The 17,793-nt window shown below is 60.1% G+C and carries 19 protein-coding genes; 9 read left to right on the top strand and 10 right to left on the bottom strand.

Annotated features, from left to right (window positions below):
• Nucleotides 1-7 precede the first annotated feature (7 nt).
• The 5 genes from HGP17_RS20450 to ccmA form a co-directional block, all read right to left on the bottom strand.
• Entirely contained in the window at nt 8-613 is a 606-nt protein-coding gene (locus tag HGP17_RS20450; protein WP_168812288.1) for a DsbE family thiol:disulfide interchange protein, read from the bottom strand.
• A complete protein-coding gene (gene ccmD / locus HGP17_RS20445) occupies nt 610-783 on the bottom strand; it encodes a heme exporter protein CcmD (RefSeq protein ID WP_168812287.1) in 174 nt (57 codons plus the stop codon). The genes HGP17_RS20450 and ccmD overlap by 4 nt, the downstream gene beginning before the upstream one ends.
• Nucleotide 784: 1 nt before the next feature.
• Nucleotides 785-1,546, bottom strand: a complete 762-nt coding sequence (locus tag HGP17_RS20440; protein ID WP_168812286.1) for a heme ABC transporter permease — start codon at nt 1,544-1,546, stop codon at nt 785-787.
• 79 nt (nt 1,547-1,625) lie between these two features.
• Nucleotides 1,626-2,285, bottom strand: coding sequence for a heme exporter protein CcmB (gene ccmB, locus HGP17_RS20435; protein ID WP_168812285.1), 660 nt, complete (start codon nt 2,283-2,285; stop codon nt 1,626-1,628).
• Nucleotides 2,286-2,541: 256 nt separating this feature from the next.
• Nucleotides 2,542-3,189, bottom strand: coding sequence for a heme ABC exporter ATP-binding protein CcmA (gene ccmA, locus HGP17_RS20430; RefSeq protein WP_168812284.1), 648 nt, complete (start codon nt 3,187-3,189; stop codon nt 2,542-2,544).
• Between the two features lie 261 nt (nt 3,190-3,450).
• On the opposite strand from ccmA, the gene acnA reads away from it, so the two are divergent.
• The 3 genes from acnA (at nt 3,451) to HGP17_RS20415 (ending at nt 7,894) form a co-directional block, all read left to right on the top strand.
• Nucleotides 3,451-6,141, top strand: coding sequence for an aconitate hydratase AcnA (gene acnA, locus HGP17_RS20425; protein ID WP_168812283.1), 2,691 nt, complete (start codon nt 3,451-3,453; stop codon nt 6,139-6,141).
• Between the two features lie 259 nt (nt 6,142-6,400).
• Nucleotides 6,401-7,144, top strand: a complete 744-nt coding sequence (locus tag HGP17_RS20420; RefSeq protein ID WP_168812282.1) for a thioredoxin family protein — start codon at nt 6,401-6,403, stop codon at nt 7,142-7,144.
• A 348-nt stretch (nt 7,145-7,492) separates the two neighbouring features.
• The gene (locus HGP17_RS20415) at nt 7,493-7,894 is read left to right on the top strand and encodes a DUF2794 domain-containing protein (RefSeq protein ID WP_168812281.1); all 402 of its coding nucleotides are present in this window, start codon (nt 7,493-7,495) and stop codon (nt 7,892-7,894) included.
• Nucleotides 7,895-7,910: 16 nt separating this feature from the next.
• Here HGP17_RS20415 and HGP17_RS20410 read toward each other — a convergent pair whose 3' ends face one another.
• The 4 genes from HGP17_RS20410 to HGP17_RS20395 all read right to left on the bottom strand — a co-directional run bounded on the left by HGP17_RS20410 (nt 7,911) and on the right by HGP17_RS20395 (nt 12,773).
• The gene (locus HGP17_RS20410) at nt 7,911-8,468 is read right to left on the bottom strand and encodes a GNAT family N-acetyltransferase (RefSeq protein ID WP_168812280.1); all 558 of its coding nucleotides are present in this window, start codon (nt 8,466-8,468) and stop codon (nt 7,911-7,913) included.
• Nucleotides 8,469-8,584: 116 nt separating this feature from the next.
• A complete protein-coding gene (locus tag HGP17_RS20405) occupies nt 8,585-9,325 on the bottom strand; it encodes a Bax inhibitor-1/YccA family protein (RefSeq protein WP_168812279.1) in 741 nt (246 codons plus the stop codon).
• Nucleotides 9,326-9,519: 194 nt separating this feature from the next.
• Entirely contained in the window at nt 9,520-12,066 is a 2,547-nt protein-coding gene (locus HGP17_RS20400) for an ABC transporter permease (protein WP_168812278.1), read from the bottom strand.
• A complete protein-coding gene (locus HGP17_RS20395; protein WP_168812277.1) occupies nt 12,063-12,773 on the bottom strand; it encodes an ABC transporter ATP-binding protein in 711 nt (236 codons plus the stop codon). The genes HGP17_RS20400 and HGP17_RS20395 overlap by 4 nt, the downstream gene beginning before the upstream one ends.
• An 81-nt stretch (nt 12,774-12,854) precedes the next feature.
• On the opposite strand from HGP17_RS20395, the gene HGP17_RS20390 reads away from it, so the two are divergent.
• Both HGP17_RS20390 and thpR read left to right on the top strand, forming a co-directional pair.
• On the top strand, nt 12,855-13,505 hold the full coding sequence (locus HGP17_RS20390; protein WP_168812276.1) for an arylesterase: 651 nt from the start codon (nt 12,855-12,857) through the stop codon (nt 13,503-13,505).
• A gap of 68 nt (nt 13,506-13,573) precedes the next feature.
• Nucleotides 13,574-14,170 (top strand): RNA 2',3'-cyclic phosphodiesterase, encoded by a 597-nt coding sequence (thpR, locus tag HGP17_RS20385; protein ID WP_168812275.1) that lies wholly within the window; start codon nt 13,574-13,576, stop codon nt 14,168-14,170.
• On the opposite strand, the gene HGP17_RS20380 is transcribed toward thpR, so the two are convergent.
• On the bottom strand, nt 14,119-14,583 hold the full coding sequence (locus HGP17_RS20380; protein WP_168812274.1) for a low molecular weight protein-tyrosine-phosphatase: 465 nt from the start codon (nt 14,581-14,583) through the stop codon (nt 14,119-14,121). The genes thpR and HGP17_RS20380 overlap by 52 nt on opposite strands.
• Nucleotides 14,584-14,618: 35 nt before the next feature.
• Between HGP17_RS20380 and HGP17_RS20375 the strand changes: the two genes are divergently transcribed.
• The 4 genes from HGP17_RS20375 (at nt 14,619) to rlmN (ending at nt 17,793) form a co-directional block, all read left to right on the top strand.
• Complete coding sequence (locus HGP17_RS20375; protein ID WP_168812273.1) at nt 14,619-14,924, top strand: 4a-hydroxytetrahydrobiopterin dehydratase; 306 nt, start codon at nt 14,619-14,621, stop codon at nt 14,922-14,924.
• 66 nt (nt 14,925-14,990) lie between these two features.
• On the top strand, nt 14,991-15,380 hold the full coding sequence (locus HGP17_RS20370) for a YkvA family protein (protein ID WP_168812272.1): 390 nt from the start codon (nt 14,991-14,993) through the stop codon (nt 15,378-15,380).
• Nucleotides 15,381-15,713: 333 nt separating this feature from the next.
• A complete protein-coding gene (locus HGP17_RS20365) occupies nt 15,714-16,262 on the top strand; it encodes an invasion associated locus B family protein (protein WP_168812271.1) in 549 nt (182 codons plus the stop codon).
• Between the two features lie 295 nt (nt 16,263-16,557).
• Entirely contained in the window at nt 16,558-17,793 is a 1,236-nt protein-coding gene (gene rlmN, locus HGP17_RS20360; RefSeq protein WP_168812270.1) for a 23S rRNA (adenine(2503)-C(2))-methyltransferase RlmN, read from the top strand.

Raw genomic sequence — 17,793 nt, 5'->3', positions numbered from 1 at the left:
TGAATAGTCAGGATTTGCCGGTTGCTTTGGCGATCGCCGGATAGAGCCCTTCCTTCAAGCTCGTCGGCGTGAAGGGGCCGACCTGCTTGTAAAGGATCGTGCCGTCGGGCGAGACGAGATAGGATTCCGGAATGCCGTAGACGCCCCAGTCGATGGCGGCGGAGCCGTTGGGGTCGATGCCGATGGCATTGTAAGGATTGCCCAACTCGCCGAGGAAACGGAGCGCGTTTTCGCTGGTATCCTTGTAATTGATCGCCACGATGTTGAGCTGGCCGCTCTTGGCGAGTTCCTTCAGCACCGGATGCTCTTCGCGGCAGGGAATGCACCAGGAGGCGAAGACGTTGACGAGCGTCAGTTTGCCCTTGATCGCGTCATCGGTGAGGGCCGGAAGCCTGGAGCCGTCGAGGGGCGCCAAAGCCAGCTTCGGCGCCTTGGTGCCGATCAGGGCCGAGGGAATGGCCGATATGTCGGTGCCGTGGACTTCCTGATCGTACATGACCTTGCCGACCGCGATGGCAATGCAGCCAAAGACGATGAGCGGAATGAGCGCCAATAAATAACGTGCCGTGCTGCCGGATTTCGGCTGATCCTTGTTGTCGGTATCGGCAGTCATTTCGCATCGCCTTCGGGCGCACGCTTCGACCGGCGGCGGATGCCGGAGGCTTCCAGCGCTGCCAGTTCACGACGGCGCAAGCGCCCGTCGATCCATGTCCATGCGATGATGGCGAGGATCATGAAAGCCGCAAAGCCGTAAGAGCCGAAGACGTAGAAGGGATGCGACATGCTATGCCTCCCGGCTCGCCATGCGTGCGGCGATGCGGCGTTGCGCGGCGATGCGGCGCCGCCAGATCTCGTTGCGGATCGCCATCAGGTGCAGCGTGAAGAACAGCAGTGTGAAGGCCAGCGCCATGATGAAGAGCGGCCAGAGGAATTCGGCGTCGATGGCCGGGCCATCCATGCGCATGATGCTTTCCGACTGATGCAGCGTGTTCCACCAGTCGACGGAGAACTTGATGATCGGGATATTGATGAAGCCGACCAGCGTCAGGATCGAGGCGACGCGGGCCGCCTTCGACGGGTCGTCCATGGCGCGGTTGAGTGCGATCAGGCCGAGATACATCAGGAAGAGAATGAAAACCGAAGTCAGCCGTGCATCCCAGACCCAATAAGTGCCCCACATCGGCTTGCCCCAGAGCGAGCCCGTCACCAGTGCGATCAGCGTAAAGGCGGCGCCAAGCGGGGCGGCCGTCTTGCCGGCGACATCGGCGAGCGGATGACGCCAGACCAGCGTGCCGATCGCCGACATGCTCATGATCGTGTAGCACATCATCGACAGCCAGGCGGCCGGAACGTGAATATACATGATGCGGACGGTGTCACCCTGCTGGTAGTCCCCCTCAGTGGAGAAGGACAGGTAGAGACCGATCGCGAAAAGTATGGCCGAGATAACAGCCAGCCAGGGAATGACACGCGCCGAAAAAGCCAGAAACCGCGTGGGGTTGGCGAGGTCGGAAAATCGGCTGATCGCAGGGCTGATATCGCTCATGCGGCTTGTTTAACCCGATATGGCTTTTCCGGCAATCGACCGTATTGCCTCAGATGGACGAAACAGTATTTCATCGCAATCAATCAGTCGTGTTCCGCAAGGCAAGGGCGGCAGCGGTCGGCCCGAGGACTGCGAAGAACAGGGTAAGCGCGATCAGGATCAGGAACGGCGGCAGAAAGGGCTGCGGCCCTTCGACGGCGGCATAGATGGCGCTGACGCCGAAGATCAGTACAGGGATGGTCAGCGGCAGCACGAGAATGGAGACCAGCAGCCCGCCGCGCGGCAGCGCCACGGCAACGGCGGCACCCACCGCACCGATAAGGGTAATCGCGGGCGAACCGACGAGCAGGGTCAGCGCTGTCGCGCCGATCGCGGTCTCGTTCATATTCATAAAGAGGCCAAGCAGCGGCGAGGCGATGACGAGGGGCAGGCCGGTCGCCACCCAATGCGCCGCGCATTTAATAAAGACTGTCAGCACCAGTGGCGTTTCCTGTATGACCAGCAGATCGAGCGAGCCGTCATCGCGTTCTGCTTGAAAGAGCCGGTCGAGGCCAAGGAGGCTCGCAAGCAGCGCGCCGATCCAGACGATGGCCGGGCCGATGCGCGAGAGGAGCTTCAGATCAGGCCCGACGCCGAAGGGGATGACGGCGACGACGGTGAGGAAGAAGAGGATACCGATCAGCGCCCCGCCGCCGGCGCGCACCGAAAGTCTGAGGTCGCGTAGGAAGAGGGCGGTCATGGGGAGACTCTTTCATACTGAGGGATAGGCCGGATACCCCCCTCTGTCGCTGTCGCGACATCTCCCCCACAAGGGGGGAGATTGGTGACTTGTAGCGCGTACATGCCCCGAACCAACATTGAATCTCTAGAAGCAGTATCCGCTGGCTTCGCAAGCCGGCACGGCAAACTCCCAATAATCTCCCCCCTTGTGGGGGAGATGTCCCAAAGGGACAGAGTGGGGTGTCGAAGGTGCGGCGTAGGCAAAAATATCCAACTCATCCCCACACCCCCTCACTCACCCCGGCAAACCCCGTCATCTGCATTTCCTGCACATTCTTCAGACCCAGTGGCTGGTGCGTTGCAGCAAGAACGATGCCGCCGGTCTTCTGATGGGCGGTAATGAGATCGGCGAAGAGCTGGTCGGCCGAGCTGTCGAGAGCTGCCGTCGGTTCGTCGAGGATCCAGATCGGGCGGTAGCCGACCAGAAGTTTGGCAAAAGCGATTCGCCGCTGCTGGCCGGCGGAGAGGTAGCCGAAGGGCAGATGCGTGATGCTGGCGAGCCCGACGGCGTCAACGGCTTCATCGACATCGAGGCTGAAGCCATCCGCCATGTCGCCGAAAAAGGTTTTCCAGAAGGTCAGATTTTCGGCGACCGTCAGCTCGGATTTCATCGCGTTGCGGTGACCGAGATAGTGGCTGGCCTCGCCCGCGGGCTGGCCCGGTTCGCCGTCATTTCCGGTGAATGTGATGCTGCCTTTCTCCTGCCTGAGAAGGCCTGCCACAACGCGCAAAAGCGTCGATTTTCCCGAGCCGTTGCGGCCGGTCAGGATGAGGGCATCGCCACCATCCAAGTCAAAGGAAACGTTCGAGAAAATCAGGTCTTCGCCCCGCCTCGCCGCCAGATTTTCAGCGCTTAGATGCATTCGCTCCGGCTTTCCCCGTTTTCGTTGCTGCAGCGCGCAAAAAATTGTCCAAATTTGCGCTTTGTCACTCTGGCAACTCTTTACGAAATTATCTATAAGACCTGCAACCACGCCAGCGGTCGGCGTGAATTCCATCCTTGCGCCGAACTTAAGGTTTTACCTTACGTGCGGACAGCGGAAATGGCCGTACCCGCATCCTGATGTGCATAAAGTGCATAGGCGTTCGCACGACTGTGTTGGCTATCAGAAACGGGGTATCTCGTGTCTAAATCTCTTGACAGTTTTAGTTGTCGTTCCACGCTGACCGTGGGCGGGAAAGACTATGTGTATTTCAGCCTTCCCAAGGCTGAAGCCAACGGTCTTCCGGGCGTTTCCAAGCTGCCTTATTCCATGAAGGTGCTTCTGGAAAACCTGCTGCGTTTTGAAGACGGGCAGTCGGTCACCAAGGAGCATATCCTTGCAGTCGCCGAATGGCTGACCAACAAGGGCACCGTCGAGAACGAAATCGCCTATCGCCCGGCGCGCGTGCTGATGCAGGACTTCACCGGCGTTCCGGCCGTTGTCGACCTTGCTGCCATGCGCGACGCGATGGTTTCGCTCGGTGGCGATCCGGAAAAGATCAACCCGCTCGTTCCCGTCGACCTCGTCATTGACCACTCGGTCATCGTCGACGAATTCGGCACGCCGCAGGCTTTTGCCAAGAACGTCGAGCTGGAATACCAGCGCAACGGCGAGCGCTACCGCTTCCTGAAGTGGGGCCAGCAGGCATTCAAGAACTTCCGCGTCGTTCCTCCCGGCACCGGCATCTGTCACCAGGTGAACCTCGAATACCTCGGCCAGACCGTCTGGACGAAGGAAGAAGACGGCGAAACGATCGCCTATCCCGACACCTGCGTCGGCACCGATTCGCACACGACGATGATCAACGGCCTTGGCGTTCTCGGCTGGGGTGTCGGCGGTATCGAAGCTGAAGCTGCCATGCTCGGCCAGCCAGTTTCCATGCTGCTGCCTGAAGTCATCGGCTTCAAGCTGACCGGCAAGCTCAAGGAAGGCGTCACCGCGACCGACCTCGTTCTGACCGTCGTGCAGATGCTGCGCAAGAAGGGCGTTGTTTCCAAGTTCGTCGAATTCTTCGGCCCCGGCCTCGACAACATGCCGCTCGCCGACCGCGCTACCATCGGCAACATGGGTCCGGAATACGGCGCGACCTGCGGCTTCTTCCCGGTCGACAAGGAAACGCTGAACTACCTCAACATGTCCGGCCGCACCAAGGACCGCATCGCACTGGTCGAAGCCTATTCGAAGGCTCAGGGCATGTGGCGCGACAATGACGGTTCCGACCTCGTCTTCACCGACACGCTGGAACTCGACCTCAACGACGTCGTGCCGTCGATGGCCGGCCCGAAGCGTCCGGAAGGCCGTATCGCGCTCGAAAACATCGCGTCCGGTTTCGCAGGCTCGATGGACACCGAATACAAGAAGCCCGGCCAGCTCTCCAACCGCTATGCGGTCGAAGGCACGGACTTCGATATCGGCCATGGCGACGTGGCGATCGCTGCCATCACCTCCTGCACCAACACGTCCAACCCATCGGTGCTGATCGCTGCCGGCCTTCTCGCTCGCAACGCCGTTGCCAAGGGCCTGAAGACCAAGCCGTGGGTCAAGACGTCGCTGGCACCGGGAAGCCAAGTCGTTGGCGAATATCTCGCCAAGTCCGGCCTGCAGGCCGACCTAGACAAGCTCGGCTTCAACCTGGTCGGTTTCGGCTGCACCACCTGCATCGGCAACTCCGGCCCGCTGCCGGCGCCGATCTCCAAGACGATCAACGACAAGGGTCTGATCGTGTCGGGCGTTCTCTCCGGCAACCGCAACTTCGAAGGCCGTATTTCGCCCGACGTCCAGGCTAACTACCTCGCTTCGCCGCCGCTGGTCGTCGCTTACGCGCTCGCAGGTTCTGTGCAGCTCGACCTGACGAAGGAGCCGATCGGCGAAGATCAGAACGGCAAGCCGGTCTATCTGAAGGACATCTGGCCGACGTCGCATGAGGTTCAGGAATTCATCCAGAAGTACGTCACGCGCGAGCTCTACGAGAGCAAGTATGCCGACGTCTTCAAGGGCGATGCCAACTGGCAGGCCGTGCAGGTTCCTCCGGGCCAGACCTATGCCTGGGACGACAATTCGACCTACGTTCAGAACCCGCCTTACTTCGTGGGCATGGGCAAGAAGGGCGCCGGCGTTTCCGACATCAAGGGCGCGCGCGTTCTCGGTCTCTTCGGCGACAAGATCACCACCGACCACATTTCCCCGGCCGGTTCGATCAAGGCTGCCTCGCCGGCCGGTTCCTACCTCATCGGTCATGGCGTTGGTGTTGCCGACTTCAACCAGTACGGCACGCGTCGCGGCAATCATGAAGTCATGATGCGCGGCACGTTTGCCAATATCCGCATCCGCAACCACATGCTCGGCCCGAACGGCAAGGAAGGTGGCTACACCATCCACTACCCGTCCAAGGAAGAGACGTCGATCTACGATGCGGCCATGCAGTACAAGGCCGAGGGCGTTCCGCTCGTCATCTTCGCAGGTGTCGAATACGGCAACGGCTCGTCGCGCGACTGGGCTGCCAAGGGCACGAACCTGCTCGGCGTACGCGCCGTGATCGCCCAGTCCTTCGAGCGTATTCACCGCTCGAACCTGGTCGGCATGGGCGTCATCCCCTTCGTCTTCGAAGACGGCACCACCTGGGCAAGCCTCGAGCTGAAGGGCGACGAGCTCGTCACCATCGAAGGCCTGGCTGACATCAAGCCGCGCGAGCGCAAGATCGCCAAGGTCACCTATGGCGACGGCACGGTGAAGGATGTTCCGATCATCTGCCGTATCGATACGCTGGACGAGGTCGTCTACGTCAACAATGGCGGCATCCTGCAGACCGTTCTGCGCGACCTCGCCGCCTGATAGGCTTTCAACGCCATTCCTGAAGGCCGCCGGAAAACTCTTCCGGCGGCCTCTTGTTTTTCACGGTGATGTGTACGGCAAGCCTGCGGGCTCACCCCGGCCTCACCCCATCGTGACTTTGCGTCATCGCGCTAAACTATTATCTCTTGTTTCAGATTTTTCAGGCTTGATGTCGGCATGGCCGCATAGGGAGCGTGCGTGTTTCGGAGCCTGTCTTTAGCAGACGGCTCTCGAAATTTGAGACAGAGGTAAAAGGGAAATGCGCCTTCGATTTTCGATTCCACTCCTGGCAGGCATCGCGCTGGCAAGTTCGCTGCACGCGCAGGATGCCGCGAAGATCAAGGGTGTGGTCGAGCTGTTTACCGCGCAGGGCTGCGCCTCCTGTCCGCCGGCCGATGCGGCGTTTCGCAAACTCATCCGCCAGGGCAATGTCGTGGCGCTCGCCTATCATGTCGATTACTGGAATTATCTCGGTTGGAGCGACACGATGGCGTCCAAGGACAACACGGCGCGCCAGTATGCCTATGCCCGCACGATGGGCCGCAGCGGGGTCTACACGCCGCAGGCCGTCGTCAACGGCAGGGACCATATGAACGGTGCCGATCTCGATGCGATCAACGTCAAGCTCGATAATTTCCAGCGCGATGGCGAGGGGCTGACCATTCCCGTGAATGCCGCGATGAAGGGTGACGAGCTTTCCATTCAGATCGGCGATGGACACGGCAAGGCCAATGTGGTCGTCGTCTATTTCGATAAGGAACAGATGGTGGCTCCGAAGGGCGGCGAGAACAACGGTCAGCAGATTGCCTACATGCATGCGGTTTCCGATGTCGAGACGGTCGGCATGTGGGACGGCAAGGCCATGAATATCGTTTTGCCAGCCAATGTCCTCGACAAGGCCGGGCGCAGAGGCCTTGCGGTTCTCCTGCAGTCTTCGACGCCCTCAGGAGATCCCGCCGCCATTATCGGTGCAACGGTTCTGACAATCGGCTCGGACGGCTGACCGTCTTTTGCAGAGCCGCAGGGTGAGTGCCGAAAGGCTTTCCCTTTCCCTATCTTGGCTGTCCGCCAAAATGGCTTGCTGATTTGGCTGCGCCAAAAGGGGAAGTGCCCGGCGAGGACGCATTCGGGGCTGGGGTTTAATCGATGCGCCCCGGCCGGGCCGTTTGACGCGGCGGCGTCAAACGGCGCTTATACTTCCTGTAATTTTGGCTTCGTTTTGACTGAAATGCGGCGCGGCCAAGGTGCTTTTGGCCGTCGAACGAAATTCTGAGCCGTCAGGCGTCTTGCAATTTGGTGCGTCTGAGGCAAACTGTCATTCACTTGTCATGAGATAACCCTTGGGGGATTGATGACTGATCAGCCGGATTTGCGACATAGCGAAAACCGTTCCGCCGATACTAATTCCTCCGTCGTCGTCGATCTCAGGGAATACAAGCAGAGCAAGGATCCGCTGCCGGTGACGTTCCATCGTCGCGAGCTGGATGCCATTCTGTGGATCTATGGCCGCATGGTCGGTGAGGGCGAATGGCGTGACTACGCCATCGATCACATGAGGGACATGGCGGTCTTCTCCGTCTTCAAACGCTCCGGCGAGCTGCCGCTCTTCCGCATCGAAAAGAACCCGAAGCTTGCCGCCAAGCAAGGGGCGTTTTCCGTGGTCAACACCAACGGCATGATCTTGAAGCGCGGCCATGACCTCCAGCAGGTTCTCAAGGTATTCGACAAGCAGCTGAAGCTCGTGGATAAGTAGCTTTTCCGCAGGCGCGCTATCCCTCGAACAAGATTCCCGGATAGACGGACGCATCCGGATCGGTGCTGTTGCCCTCGCCCAGCGCCTTTTGCATGAGCATGGTATCCAGCCATCGGCCGTGCTTGTAGCCGGTGCCTTTCAATAGCCCGGTTTCGGTGAAGCCTGCGGCGCGATGAACGGCGACCGAGGCGGGATGGGCGCCGCCGATGACGGCGATCATCTGGCGAAAACCGAGGGTCTGGCAGCTTTCAACCAGGGCATCGAGCAGCAGCCGGCCGACGCCGCGTCCGCGCGCTTCTGGCGCCAGATAGATCGAATCCTCCACCATCCAGCGATAAGCCGGCCGCGGACGAAACGCCGAGGCATAGGCGTAGCCGAGAAACACGCCGCTCTCGTCCTCGGCGGCGAGATAGGGATAGCCCTTGTCACGGATCGCCAGGAAACGACCTGTCATCTCCTCCATGCTGGGCGGCGTGATTTCATAGCTTGCCGTGCCGTTCAACACGGAGTCGCGGTAGATCGCGGTGATGTAGGGAAGGTCGTCTGAGATTGCACTGCGGAGGCTGACGGACATTGATACTGTTGCCTGATCTGCGAATTTGCGACGGCAGCTATCAAATCGAACGGCTCATGGCCAGGCAAATAAAAAAGGCGGCCGAAGCCGCCTTTCATTTTGGTCACGCCGTGCGCTTAGTTACGGTTGCCCATGAAGCGCAGCAGGAACATGAACAGGTTCACGAAGTCGAGGTAGAGCGACAGGGCGCCCATGATCGCCTTGCGGCCGGCGGCCGAGGCGTCGTCGGCTTCGAAGTACATTTCCTTGATTCGCTGCGTGTCGTAGGCCGTCAGGCCTGCGAAGATCAGCACGCCGATCGCGGAGATCGCGAACTGCATTGCCGAGGAATGCAGGAAGATGTTGACCAGCGAGGCGATGATCAGGCCGAAGAGACCCATCATCATGAACGAGCCCATGCCGGAAAGATCACGCTTCGTCGTGTAGCCGAACAGCGACAGCGCGCCGAAGGAGGCGGCGGTCACGAAGAAGGTCTGCACGACGCTCTGGCCGGTGTAGATGATGAAGATCGACGACAGCGACAGACCCATCAGCGCGGCATAGACCCAGAAGGTCGTCGTCGCGGCGGCCACGCTCATGCGGTTAATCCTGTAGCTCAGGAAGAAGACCATTGCGAGCGGAGCGAAAATGACAACCCACTTCAGCGGGCTCAGATAGATCGCCTGGCCGAAGGCCGTGATCTGTCCGTCGGCAAAAGCGAGCGAGAAGGCGAGATAGGCGGCAACACCCGTGATCGCCAGACCCAGCGCCATCAGGTTATAGACCTTGAGCATGTAGGCTCGAAGGCCTTCGTCTATCATCGCACCGGAACGTGCACCGCTCTGCACCCGGTTTTGGTAATTGCGAAAGTCAGCCATGTTTTCCTCTTTCAAGCTCCGATTTGGATACGGTGTCGGGCCTTATCGGGTCCAGGCGCCGCTGCGGAGCTCAGCATGCCTGCAGAGAATATGAGGCTTTCGAGCCGTATAGACAAGGGTCAAGCCACCGGTGACACGTTAAATCGGCGTAATATCGCGATGCTTCAAGGTGTTCCGCACTGCGCGAGAAGTATTTACAGCTCGCGCAGAACGGGCGCTGCCTTCTGGCCAAGGATGCGCCAGGTGCCGATCAGTCCGATGCCAACGGTGAGAACCAGAGCGATGACGAGGGTGGACAGGGCGACATCGGGCAGGAATGTCGACGGCAGATGCATGATGCGGCTGACGATGTACCAGGCGGACGCCGAGCCGGCGATCAGGGCAAAGATTGCCGTTGCCGAACCCAGGATCAGATATTCGTAGCTGAAGGCTCGTATCAATGTTGCGCGCGTTGCGCCGAGCGTCTTCAAAATGACCGCATCATGGGTGCGGGCTCGGTTGCCGGCGGCCAACGCTCCGGCCAGTACGAGAACGGAAGCGATCAGCGCCACCGACGCGGCGGAGCGGATTGCGGTCGCTAGCTGGCCCACGAGCGTGTTGACGACATCGAGCGCATCCTTGACGCGGACGCTCGTTATGGTCGGATAGGCGTTGGTGACCTTCCTCAGGATCGCGGCTTCCTGCTCCGACGTGGCGGACGTATCCGTGAGGGTCGCCAGCCAGGCGTGCGGCGCACCCTTGAAGGTGTTCGGCGAGAAGATCATCACGAAATTGATCGATAGCGATTGCCATTGCACCTTACGGAAGCTGGCAATCTTGGCGGTGATATTGCGCCCAAGCACGTTGACGGTGACCTTGTCGCCGAGCTTCAGACCGAGCGCCTTGCCCTCTTCCTCGGAAAAGGAGACGAGCGGTTCGCCGCTATAGTCCTTGTCCCACCATTTTCCTTCGGTAACCGAGGCGTTTTCCGGCACCGTCTCGGCATAAGTGATGCCGCGATCGCCACGCAGGACCCATTGACCCGCTGCCGGCACCTTCATCTTGGTCACATCCTCGCCGTTGAAGGCGACGATACGCCCGCGCAGCATCGGCGCCTCTACAAGCTTGCCCTTCGGATCTTCGGCAAGAACGATTTTGCGGAAGCCTTCCAGTTCCGGACCTTGGATATCGACGAAGAAGAAATTCGGCGCCTGTTCGCTCATGCGCCCCATCAACTCGCGGCGCATGTTGCCGTCGATCAGCGTCAGCGTGACCAGAAGTGCCAGACCAAGGCCGAGCGAAAGCACGACGGAGGAGGTGAGCGCTCCCGGTCGATGAATATTGCCGATCGCAAGCCGCAGTGCGGGCGAGCGTACGCGCGGGCTGCGTTTGGCAAGCCAGGACAGCACGGCGGCGACAACGCGCAACACGATGAAGGCCGCGCCAATCGAAACGATGAAGACGACAGCGATGAACCGATCATAGGCGGTAACGATGGCAAGAGCCGCCAGAGCCGCCATCAGGGCGCCGGCGGCGAGCAGATAGGGCCAGCCGGGCAGGCGGCGCGCTTCGAAGCCCTGCTCGCGAAACAGCGCCGTTGCCGGAACCTCACGGGCATGGCCAAGCGGTGGGATCGCAAAGGCGAGCGTCGTTAGCAGGCCGAAAAGAGCCGCCAGGGTCAGCGCGCCGGGATAAAGCCGCGGGGCGGTGGAAATAGGCAGAAATTCCGCCATGAATTGCGAGGCGATGATCGGGGCGATCGCACCGAGCACGAGGCCGATCACGATGCCCGCGAGCGCGATGACGGCAATCTGAATAAGATAGATCAGCACGACGACGAAGGCTGGCGCACCCAGGCATTTGAAGGTCGCGATGGTCGTGCGCTTCGAATCCAGGAAGGCGCGCACGGCGTTGGCGACGCCGACGCCACCGACGATGAGGGCCGCCAGACCCACCAGCGTCAGGAATTGCGAGAAGCGGGTGACGTTATCAGCGAGCTGCGGCGCGGCGCGGTTGCTGGTGCGGATCGACCAGCCAGCTTGCGGGAAGGCGGCATTGGCGCGGTCGCCGAGATTGCGGATGCCGACGGCTGGATCGGCCATTCGCACCCGGTAAGCCTGCTCGACGAGGCTGCCTGTGGTGATCAGGCCGGAAGCCATAAGGGCGTCGCGGCTCGTCAACAGGCGGGGCGCGAAGCCGAAACCTTCAGAGACGGCGTCGGGCTCGTTCTGGACGGTGCCGGTGATGCGCAGCCTGGTATTGCCCAGCAGCAAATCGCCACCGACCTTGAGATTGAGACGCTCGAGTAGCAGCGGGGCGACGACGGCTCCATAAGTGCCATCCTTCGCGGCCAGCAGCATCGATAGAGGCTGATCGGGCTCGGCGGTGAAGGTGCCGTAAAGCGGATAGGCATCATCGACGGCCTTGACTTCGACCAGCGCCTGGTCGGAACCGTCGGGCAGGCGTGCCATGGAGCGGACGCCGGTGGAGCGGGAAAGCGTGCCGAGGCTTTGGAGATAGGTCACCTCTTCTGGAGTTGCCTCGCGGTTGCGCAGCTCGAAGCGCGCGTCGCCGGCAAGCAGCGACTGGCCTTGTGTCGCGATTGCGTCGGTGATCGACCGCGAGACGGAGTTGACGGCGGCGATCGCGCCGGTGCCGAGCGCAATGCAGGCAAGAAAGATATAGAAGCCGGCAAGGCCTCCGCGCAGTTCGCGCAGGGCAAGGCGGAAGGCGAGCGTCAGGCGAGATCCCGCCGTGCTCATGCCATGGCTGCCTGGTTGGTGCGTGTGCGCGTGCTGTCGTTTTCAATTTCGCCGGAGCGCACGCGAATCTGGCGCGAGCAGCGCGCCGCCAGCGCCGGATCATGGGTGACGAGCAGCATTGTCGTTCCGCGCTCCGCCTGCTGGGCAAAAAGCAGATCGGCGATCTGCCGGCCCGTATCCGTATCGAGATTGCCTGTCGGTTCGTCGGCTATCAGGACGGCGGGAGAGGGTGCCAATGCGCGGGCGATCGCAACACGCTGCTGTTCACCGCCGGAAAGCTGGCCCGGATAGTGATGGAGCCTTTCGCCCAATCCCACGGCTTCCAGTTCCCGTCGAGCGATCTCGAAAGCATCGCGGACATTGGCAAGCTCCAATGGCACCGCGACATTTTCGAGCGCCGTCATGTTGGCGATCAGGTGGAAAGACTGGAAGACGATGCCGATGTTGCGGCCGCGGAAATCGGCGATGCGATCCTCGCTGAGGCTGTGCAGGGGCGTGTCGCGGATCAAAAGTTCGCCGCTGTCGAGTTTTTCGAGACCGGCCAGCACCATCAGCAGCGTCGACTTGCCGGAGCCCGAAGGACCGACGATGCCGACGGACTCACCCTCCATGATCGTAAGGTCGATGTTCTTCAGCACATGGACCGATGCGGCGGCATTGCCGAGCGTCAAATCCGCCTTCTTCAGCTCAATGATGGTTTTTGCCAATGCGAACGCCCTATATATCAGAGAACATCAGAGATAATGGCGGGCGCGACTGGCCCGAGCAGCGAATTTAGGGAATGGATCATGGGATTTAAAGTTGCTGCGCTTCACTTCGCTGTCATCACTTTCGGTCTTTTGTTTGGCGCGGCCGGTGCTGCGCAGGCTCGGACCATTCAGCTGGTCGGTTTCGGCGACAGCCTGATGGCCGGATATCAGCTGCCGCCCGGCGACGGCTTTCCGGCCAAGCTGGAGGCGGCGTTGAAGGCCAAGGGGCTCGATATTGCCGTGGCCGATGCGGGCGTATCCGGCGACACGACGTCCGGCGGCCTCTCGCGCATCGACTGGTCGGTGCCTGATGGCACGGACGGCGTGATCCTGGAGCTCGGCGCCAACGACGCTCTGCGCGGCATTCCGCCCGAGCAGACCGAGAAAAATCTGGAGACGATGATCGAGCAGTTGAAAGAGCGGAAGATACCGATCTTTCTCGCCGGCATGCTGGCGCCGCCGAACATGGGGCCTGACTATGCCGGCAAGTTCAACCCGATCTACAAGCGTCTCGCCGACAAATATCAGCTTACGCTTTATCCCTTCTTCCTCGACGGTGTGGCCGCGCAGGCGGACCTGCAGCTCTCCGACGGGATGCATCCGAACCCCAAGGGGGTCGATGTGATGGTCGAGCGCATCTTACCGTCCGTTATAAGTTTTGTAGGGATGATTGACGCAGGTGCGAAATAGATACTTGCACCGCCTGCAAATGCGTGATTCCCTGCTAATACCTGCAAGAGATTCGGGGAGTGCTCGTCATGCCGAGACTTTTTACCGCCCTCGAAATTCCGCGCAATGCGGCCATGAGCCTGTCATTGTTGCGCGGTGGTCTCCCGGGAGCCAGGTGGATCGACGTTGAAAATTATCACATCACTTTGCGCTTCATCGGCGATGTCGATGGGCGCACGGCCGATGAGATCGTCGATCGACTGGACCGGATAGATCGGCCTGAATTCCAGCTTCGGCTGGAGGGTATCGGGTCCTTCGGTTCGAAGAAACCGCATTCGGTCTGGGCAGGCGTCTCACAGACGCCGGAGATGTTTGCGCTGCAAGGCGAGATCGAGCGCATTTGCCAGCGCATCGGTCTGCAGCCGGACCCGCGCAAGTTCACGCCGCATGTCACGCTCGCTAGGTTGAAATCCTCGCGTGTCGATGACGTCGTGCACTATCTCTCCGGTCGCGGCAACTTCTACACGGCGCCGTTCACGGTGGGACGCTTCGTGCTTCTGTCCTCGCGCGAATCGGTCGGTGGCGGTCCCTATCTCACGGAAGAAATCTTCCCGCTTCACGAGCCGAGAAGTACCTACCCGGCCTTGGGCAGCAGCGCACTGCAGCCAGCCAAGAGCATGGTATAAACGGCCTCGAAATCCTCGCGGTCGCCGTAATAGGGATCGGGAATATCCCTGTTGCTGCCGAGCGTGAAGGCATTGAAGAGGTGCAGCCTGCCGAGCGCATCGGCAGGCGCTGATTTGCGCAAGTTCTTCAAATTGTCTTGATCCATTGCGAGGATCAGGTCGAAGCTGCTGAAGTCGGCAGGTTCGATGCGGCGCGCCCTTTGGCTGGATATATCGATCCCATGTCCCGCTGCCGCGGCAACCGAGCGGCGGTCCGGCCGCTGGCCCTGATGCCAGCCACCAGTGCCGGCCGAATCGATTTCGAATTCGGCGGAGCGACCGGCCTCAGTCACCAGATGCCTGAAAATGCCTTCGGCTAGGGGTGAGCGGCAGATGTTGCCGGCGCAGACAAAAAGAATCCTGTGACGATCCATGCTATCGTTCAATCGCTTGAGAGGAGTAACGTGCCATGAAATACGAGAAGCTGGAGCCGGCTGCAATCGATCAGATTCCCGTCGAGTTGAGCGGGTGGACGCCCGCCGACGATCGTCTTTCCATTTCCAAGACATTCAAGTTTCGCAATTTTGTCGAAGCCTTTGGCTTTATGACCGAGGCCGCGCTTGCGGCGGAGAAACTCAATCACCATCCCGAATGGTTCAACGTTTATTCCCGCGTAGAGGTGAAGCTGACGACGCATGATGCCGGCGGTCTGACGGATCACGACGTCAAGCTGGCAAAGGCGATGGACAAGGCGGCCGCCGGCCGGATCAATTGAATCGCCTGCGCTGATCACCATATGTTTACACGGTCCGGATGACGGGCGGGAATAGAGGTGAATGGAATGGATGACATCAAGTACGGGGAAATCCTGATGCCTGGTGACGAAGAGACCCAAAAAGAGCAGGAGAAATCGGTGCGCAGCAAATTCTGGCCGACCTTGCGCAAGGCGGCTCGCCATATCCCTTTTTCACGCGATGTCGTGGCCGCCTTCTATTGCGCGCTCGACCCGCAAACACCGACGCGCGTTCGCGGCATATTGCTGGCCGCGCTCGGGTATTTCGTCATGCCGATCGACATCATTCCCGACTTTTTTGCCGTGATCGGCTATTCGGATGATGTCGCCGTGCTGACACTCGCTTTCAGTTTGATCCGGGGTCATATCCATCAGCAGCATTACGATGCGGCCGACAGGGCGCTCGAGAATGAACCCGAGGCCATGAAAACGGTCTAAATATCATTGGATCGAAGCAGATCGAATCCTTTCGGCTTTCCAGTCCTTTATGAGGCCGATCTGATTTTAGCGAGGACAAATTCTTGCCTGAATCTTTCTGTCTTAAATCGATCCCGTAGGATGGTATTTCGCCATCCGGGTTTTCCAATTCCTTCTGATGCGTTTCAGACTCTGCACAACACCTGGAATGAAATGGCACGGAGCCAGTGGCGGGCAGCGCTCCGTTGACGGTTTGGTAACCTGAATAAAGTCAAAATAGGGCAGCTCACGAGCATAGGCGTGCGTCAATCGGATCGCCATGAGCTCTGGACCGCAAGAAATCGGCAGGAAACCATGTTTGTAAAAAGCTTCGCAATCGCTCTCTCGCTCGTATTGGCCGGAACAGGCATCGCGTCCGCGCAGACCAAGAAGCAGACGCAGGCAGCGGCCGCAGCGGCGCCGGCGGCTCCCTCGCGCATCCAGCAATTCGACGCATGGGGTGCTTACTCCTATCAGTCCGCTGGCGGCAAGGTCTGCTACGTCCTCTCCGTGCCGACGACAAAGACGCCGCCGACCGGTATCGACCACGGCGATAACTTCTTCATCGTGTCGCAGCGTCCGGGCCAGAACATCTCCTACGAACCGCAGGCGATGATGGGTTATCCGCTAAAGGATAATTCCAAGGTCAACGTCATGATCGACAACAAGACCTTCGTGATGTTCACCAAGGAAAAGGCTGCCTGGGTTGAGAATGCCGCGCAGGAACCCGCCCTGGTGGCAGCACTGAAGTCGGGTCATTCGCTGAAGGTTTCCGCGACCTCCAAGAAGGGCACGGCTACCTCCTATACCTATTCGCTGAAGGGCGTGACCGCAGCGCTGAAGCAGATCGAAAACTGCAAATAACATCGAGGGCCGAGAGATCACGCGAACGTGATCCTCCCGCTGCCGCGACCGCAATGAAGAGGCCGGGCATATCGACCGGCCTTTTGCTTTTGAGGCGCAAGGTTTCGCTTTAGAGGGTCGGACTTCGCTTTTAAGGGAAAGGGATGACGAGAGCGGAAATTAATGCTAAACGCCGCGCCAACAGACGGTGTGCGGCAGATTGCATGTTCCGCCACCGCATATCTTCAGATTTCCGTGCCTTGCCCGCATCCGCAGCTTTTGCGGCATCGCCGATGTGAACCGTTGGAATGATCCTATGTCCGCCACCGATGTCATAACCCCCTCCCGGCTCAAGCCGATGCCCGTATCGCAGCCGGTCGAGCTATCGCCGAAGCCGTCGCTGATCGGCCTCACGCGCGAAGAAATGGGCGCAGCGCTGAAGGAAAAGGGCGTCGCCGACAAGCAGATCAAGATGCGCGTTGCCCAGCTTTGGAACTGGATCTACGTGCGCGGCGTCTCCGATTTCGATGCCATGGCGAATGTCTCGAAGGACATGCGCGAAATGCTGAAGACGCATTTCACCATCGCGCGGCCGGAGATCGTCGAGGAGCAGGTTTCCAACGACGGCACCCGCAAGTGGCTGCTGCGCTATCCGCCGCGCGGCGCCGGCCGTCCTGTCGAAGTCGAGACCGTCTACATTCCGGAAGAAGGCCGCGGCACGCTTTGCATTTCCAGCCAGGTCGGCTGTTCGCTCACCTGTTCCTTCTGTCACACCGGGACGCAGCGGCTCGTGCGCAACCTGACGGCGGAAGAAATCCTGTCGCAGCTGCTTCTGGCGCGCGACCGGCTTGGCGACTTCCCGGATCGCGAAGCGCCGCAGGGCACAATCATGCCTGCTGAAGGCCGCAAGGTCAGCAACATCGTCATGATGGGCATGGGCGAGCCGCTTTATAATTTCGACAGCGTGAAGACGGCGCTTCTGATTGCCTCCGATGGCGATGGCCTGTCGCTTTCGAAGCGCCGTATCACTCTCTCGACCTCGGGCGTCGTGCCGGAAATCTACCGTACCGGCGAGGAGATCGGCGTCATGCTGGCGATCTCGCTGCATGCCGTCCGCGACGACCTGCGCGACATGCTCGTGCCGATCAACAAGAAGTATCCGTTGAAGGAACTGATGGACGCTTGCCGCGCCTATCCGGGTCTCTCGAATGCTCGCCGCATCACCTTCGAATATGTGATGCTGAAGGGCGTCAACGATAGCCTCGAAGATGCGAAAGGTCTGATCCAGCTCTTGAAGGGCGTTCCGGCCAAGATCAACCTGATCCCCTTCAATCCCTGGCCGGGTACGAACTACCAGTGTTCGGATTGGGAGCACATCGAAAAATTCGCCGATTTCATCAATTCGGCCGGCTACGCCTCTCCGATCCGCACGCCCCGCGGGCGTGACATTCTCGCCGCCTGCGGTCAGCTGAAGTCGGAATCGGAGCGCATGCGCAAGACGGAGCGGTTGGCTTTCGAAGCGATGATGATCGCCAATCACGGCGAGGATTGA

Source organism: Rhizobium sp. P38BS-XIX (assembly GCF_012641435.1).
Taxonomy (GTDB): Bacteria; Pseudomonadota; Alphaproteobacteria; order Rhizobiales; family Rhizobiaceae; genus Rhizobium.
Note: the sequence above shows the minus strand (reverse complement) of the source record. Positions and strands in the feature narration are given on the sequence as shown.

Coding starts and splice junctions, on each gene's coding strand:
- HGP17_RS20410 (WP_168812280.1), bottom strand. CDS start 8,468: ATGTCCGTCAGCCTCCGCAGTGCAATCTCAGACGACCTTCCCTACATC.
- HGP17_RS20400 (WP_168812278.1), bottom strand. CDS start 12,066: ATGAGCACGGCGGGATCTCGCCTGACGCTCGCCTTCCGCCTTGCCCTG.
- HGP17_RS20375 (WP_168812273.1), top strand. CDS start 14,619: ATGAAATACGAGAAGCTGGAGCCGGCTGCAATCGATCAGATTCCCGTC.
- HGP17_RS20405 (WP_168812279.1), bottom strand. CDS start 9,325: ATGGCTGACTTTCGCAATTACCAAAACCGGGTGCAGAGCGGTGCACGT.
- HGP17_RS20440 (WP_168812286.1), bottom strand. CDS start 1,546: ATGAGCGATATCAGCCCTGCGATCAGCCGATTTTCCGACCTCGCCAAC.
- HGP17_RS20365 (WP_168812271.1), top strand. CDS start 15,714: ATGTTTGTAAAAAGCTTCGCAATCGCTCTCTCGCTCGTATTGGCCGGA.
- rlmN (WP_168812270.1), top strand. CDS start 16,558: ATGTCCGCCACCGATGTCATAACCCCCTCCCGGCTCAAGCCGATGCCC.
- HGP17_RS20415 (WP_168812281.1), top strand. CDS start 7,493: ATGACTGATCAGCCGGATTTGCGACATAGCGAAAACCGTTCCGCCGAT.
- HGP17_RS20370 (WP_168812272.1), top strand. CDS start 14,991: ATGGATGACATCAAGTACGGGGAAATCCTGATGCCTGGTGACGAAGAG.
- ccmB (WP_168812285.1), bottom strand. CDS start 2,285: ATGACCGCCCTCTTCCTACGCGACCTCAGACTTTCGGTGCGCGCCGGC.
- HGP17_RS20450 (WP_168812288.1), bottom strand. CDS start 613: ATGACTGCCGATACCGACAACAAGGATCAGCCGAAATCCGGCAGCACG.
- ccmD (WP_168812287.1), bottom strand. CDS start 783: ATGTCGCATCCCTTCTACGTCTTCGGCTCTTACGGCTTTGCGGCTTTC.
- ccmA (WP_168812284.1), bottom strand. CDS start 3,189: ATGCATCTAAGCGCTGAAAATCTGGCGGCGAGGCGGGGCGAAGACCTG.
- HGP17_RS20380 (WP_168812274.1), bottom strand. CDS start 14,583: ATGGATCGTCACAGGATTCTTTTTGTCTGCGCCGGCAACATCTGCCGC.
- HGP17_RS20390 (WP_168812276.1), top strand. CDS start 12,855: ATGGGATTTAAAGTTGCTGCGCTTCACTTCGCTGTCATCACTTTCGGT.
- thpR (WP_168812275.1), top strand. CDS start 13,574: ATGCCGAGACTTTTTACCGCCCTCGAAATTCCGCGCAATGCGGCCATG.
- HGP17_RS20420 (WP_168812282.1), top strand. CDS start 6,401: ATGCGCCTTCGATTTTCGATTCCACTCCTGGCAGGCATCGCGCTGGCA.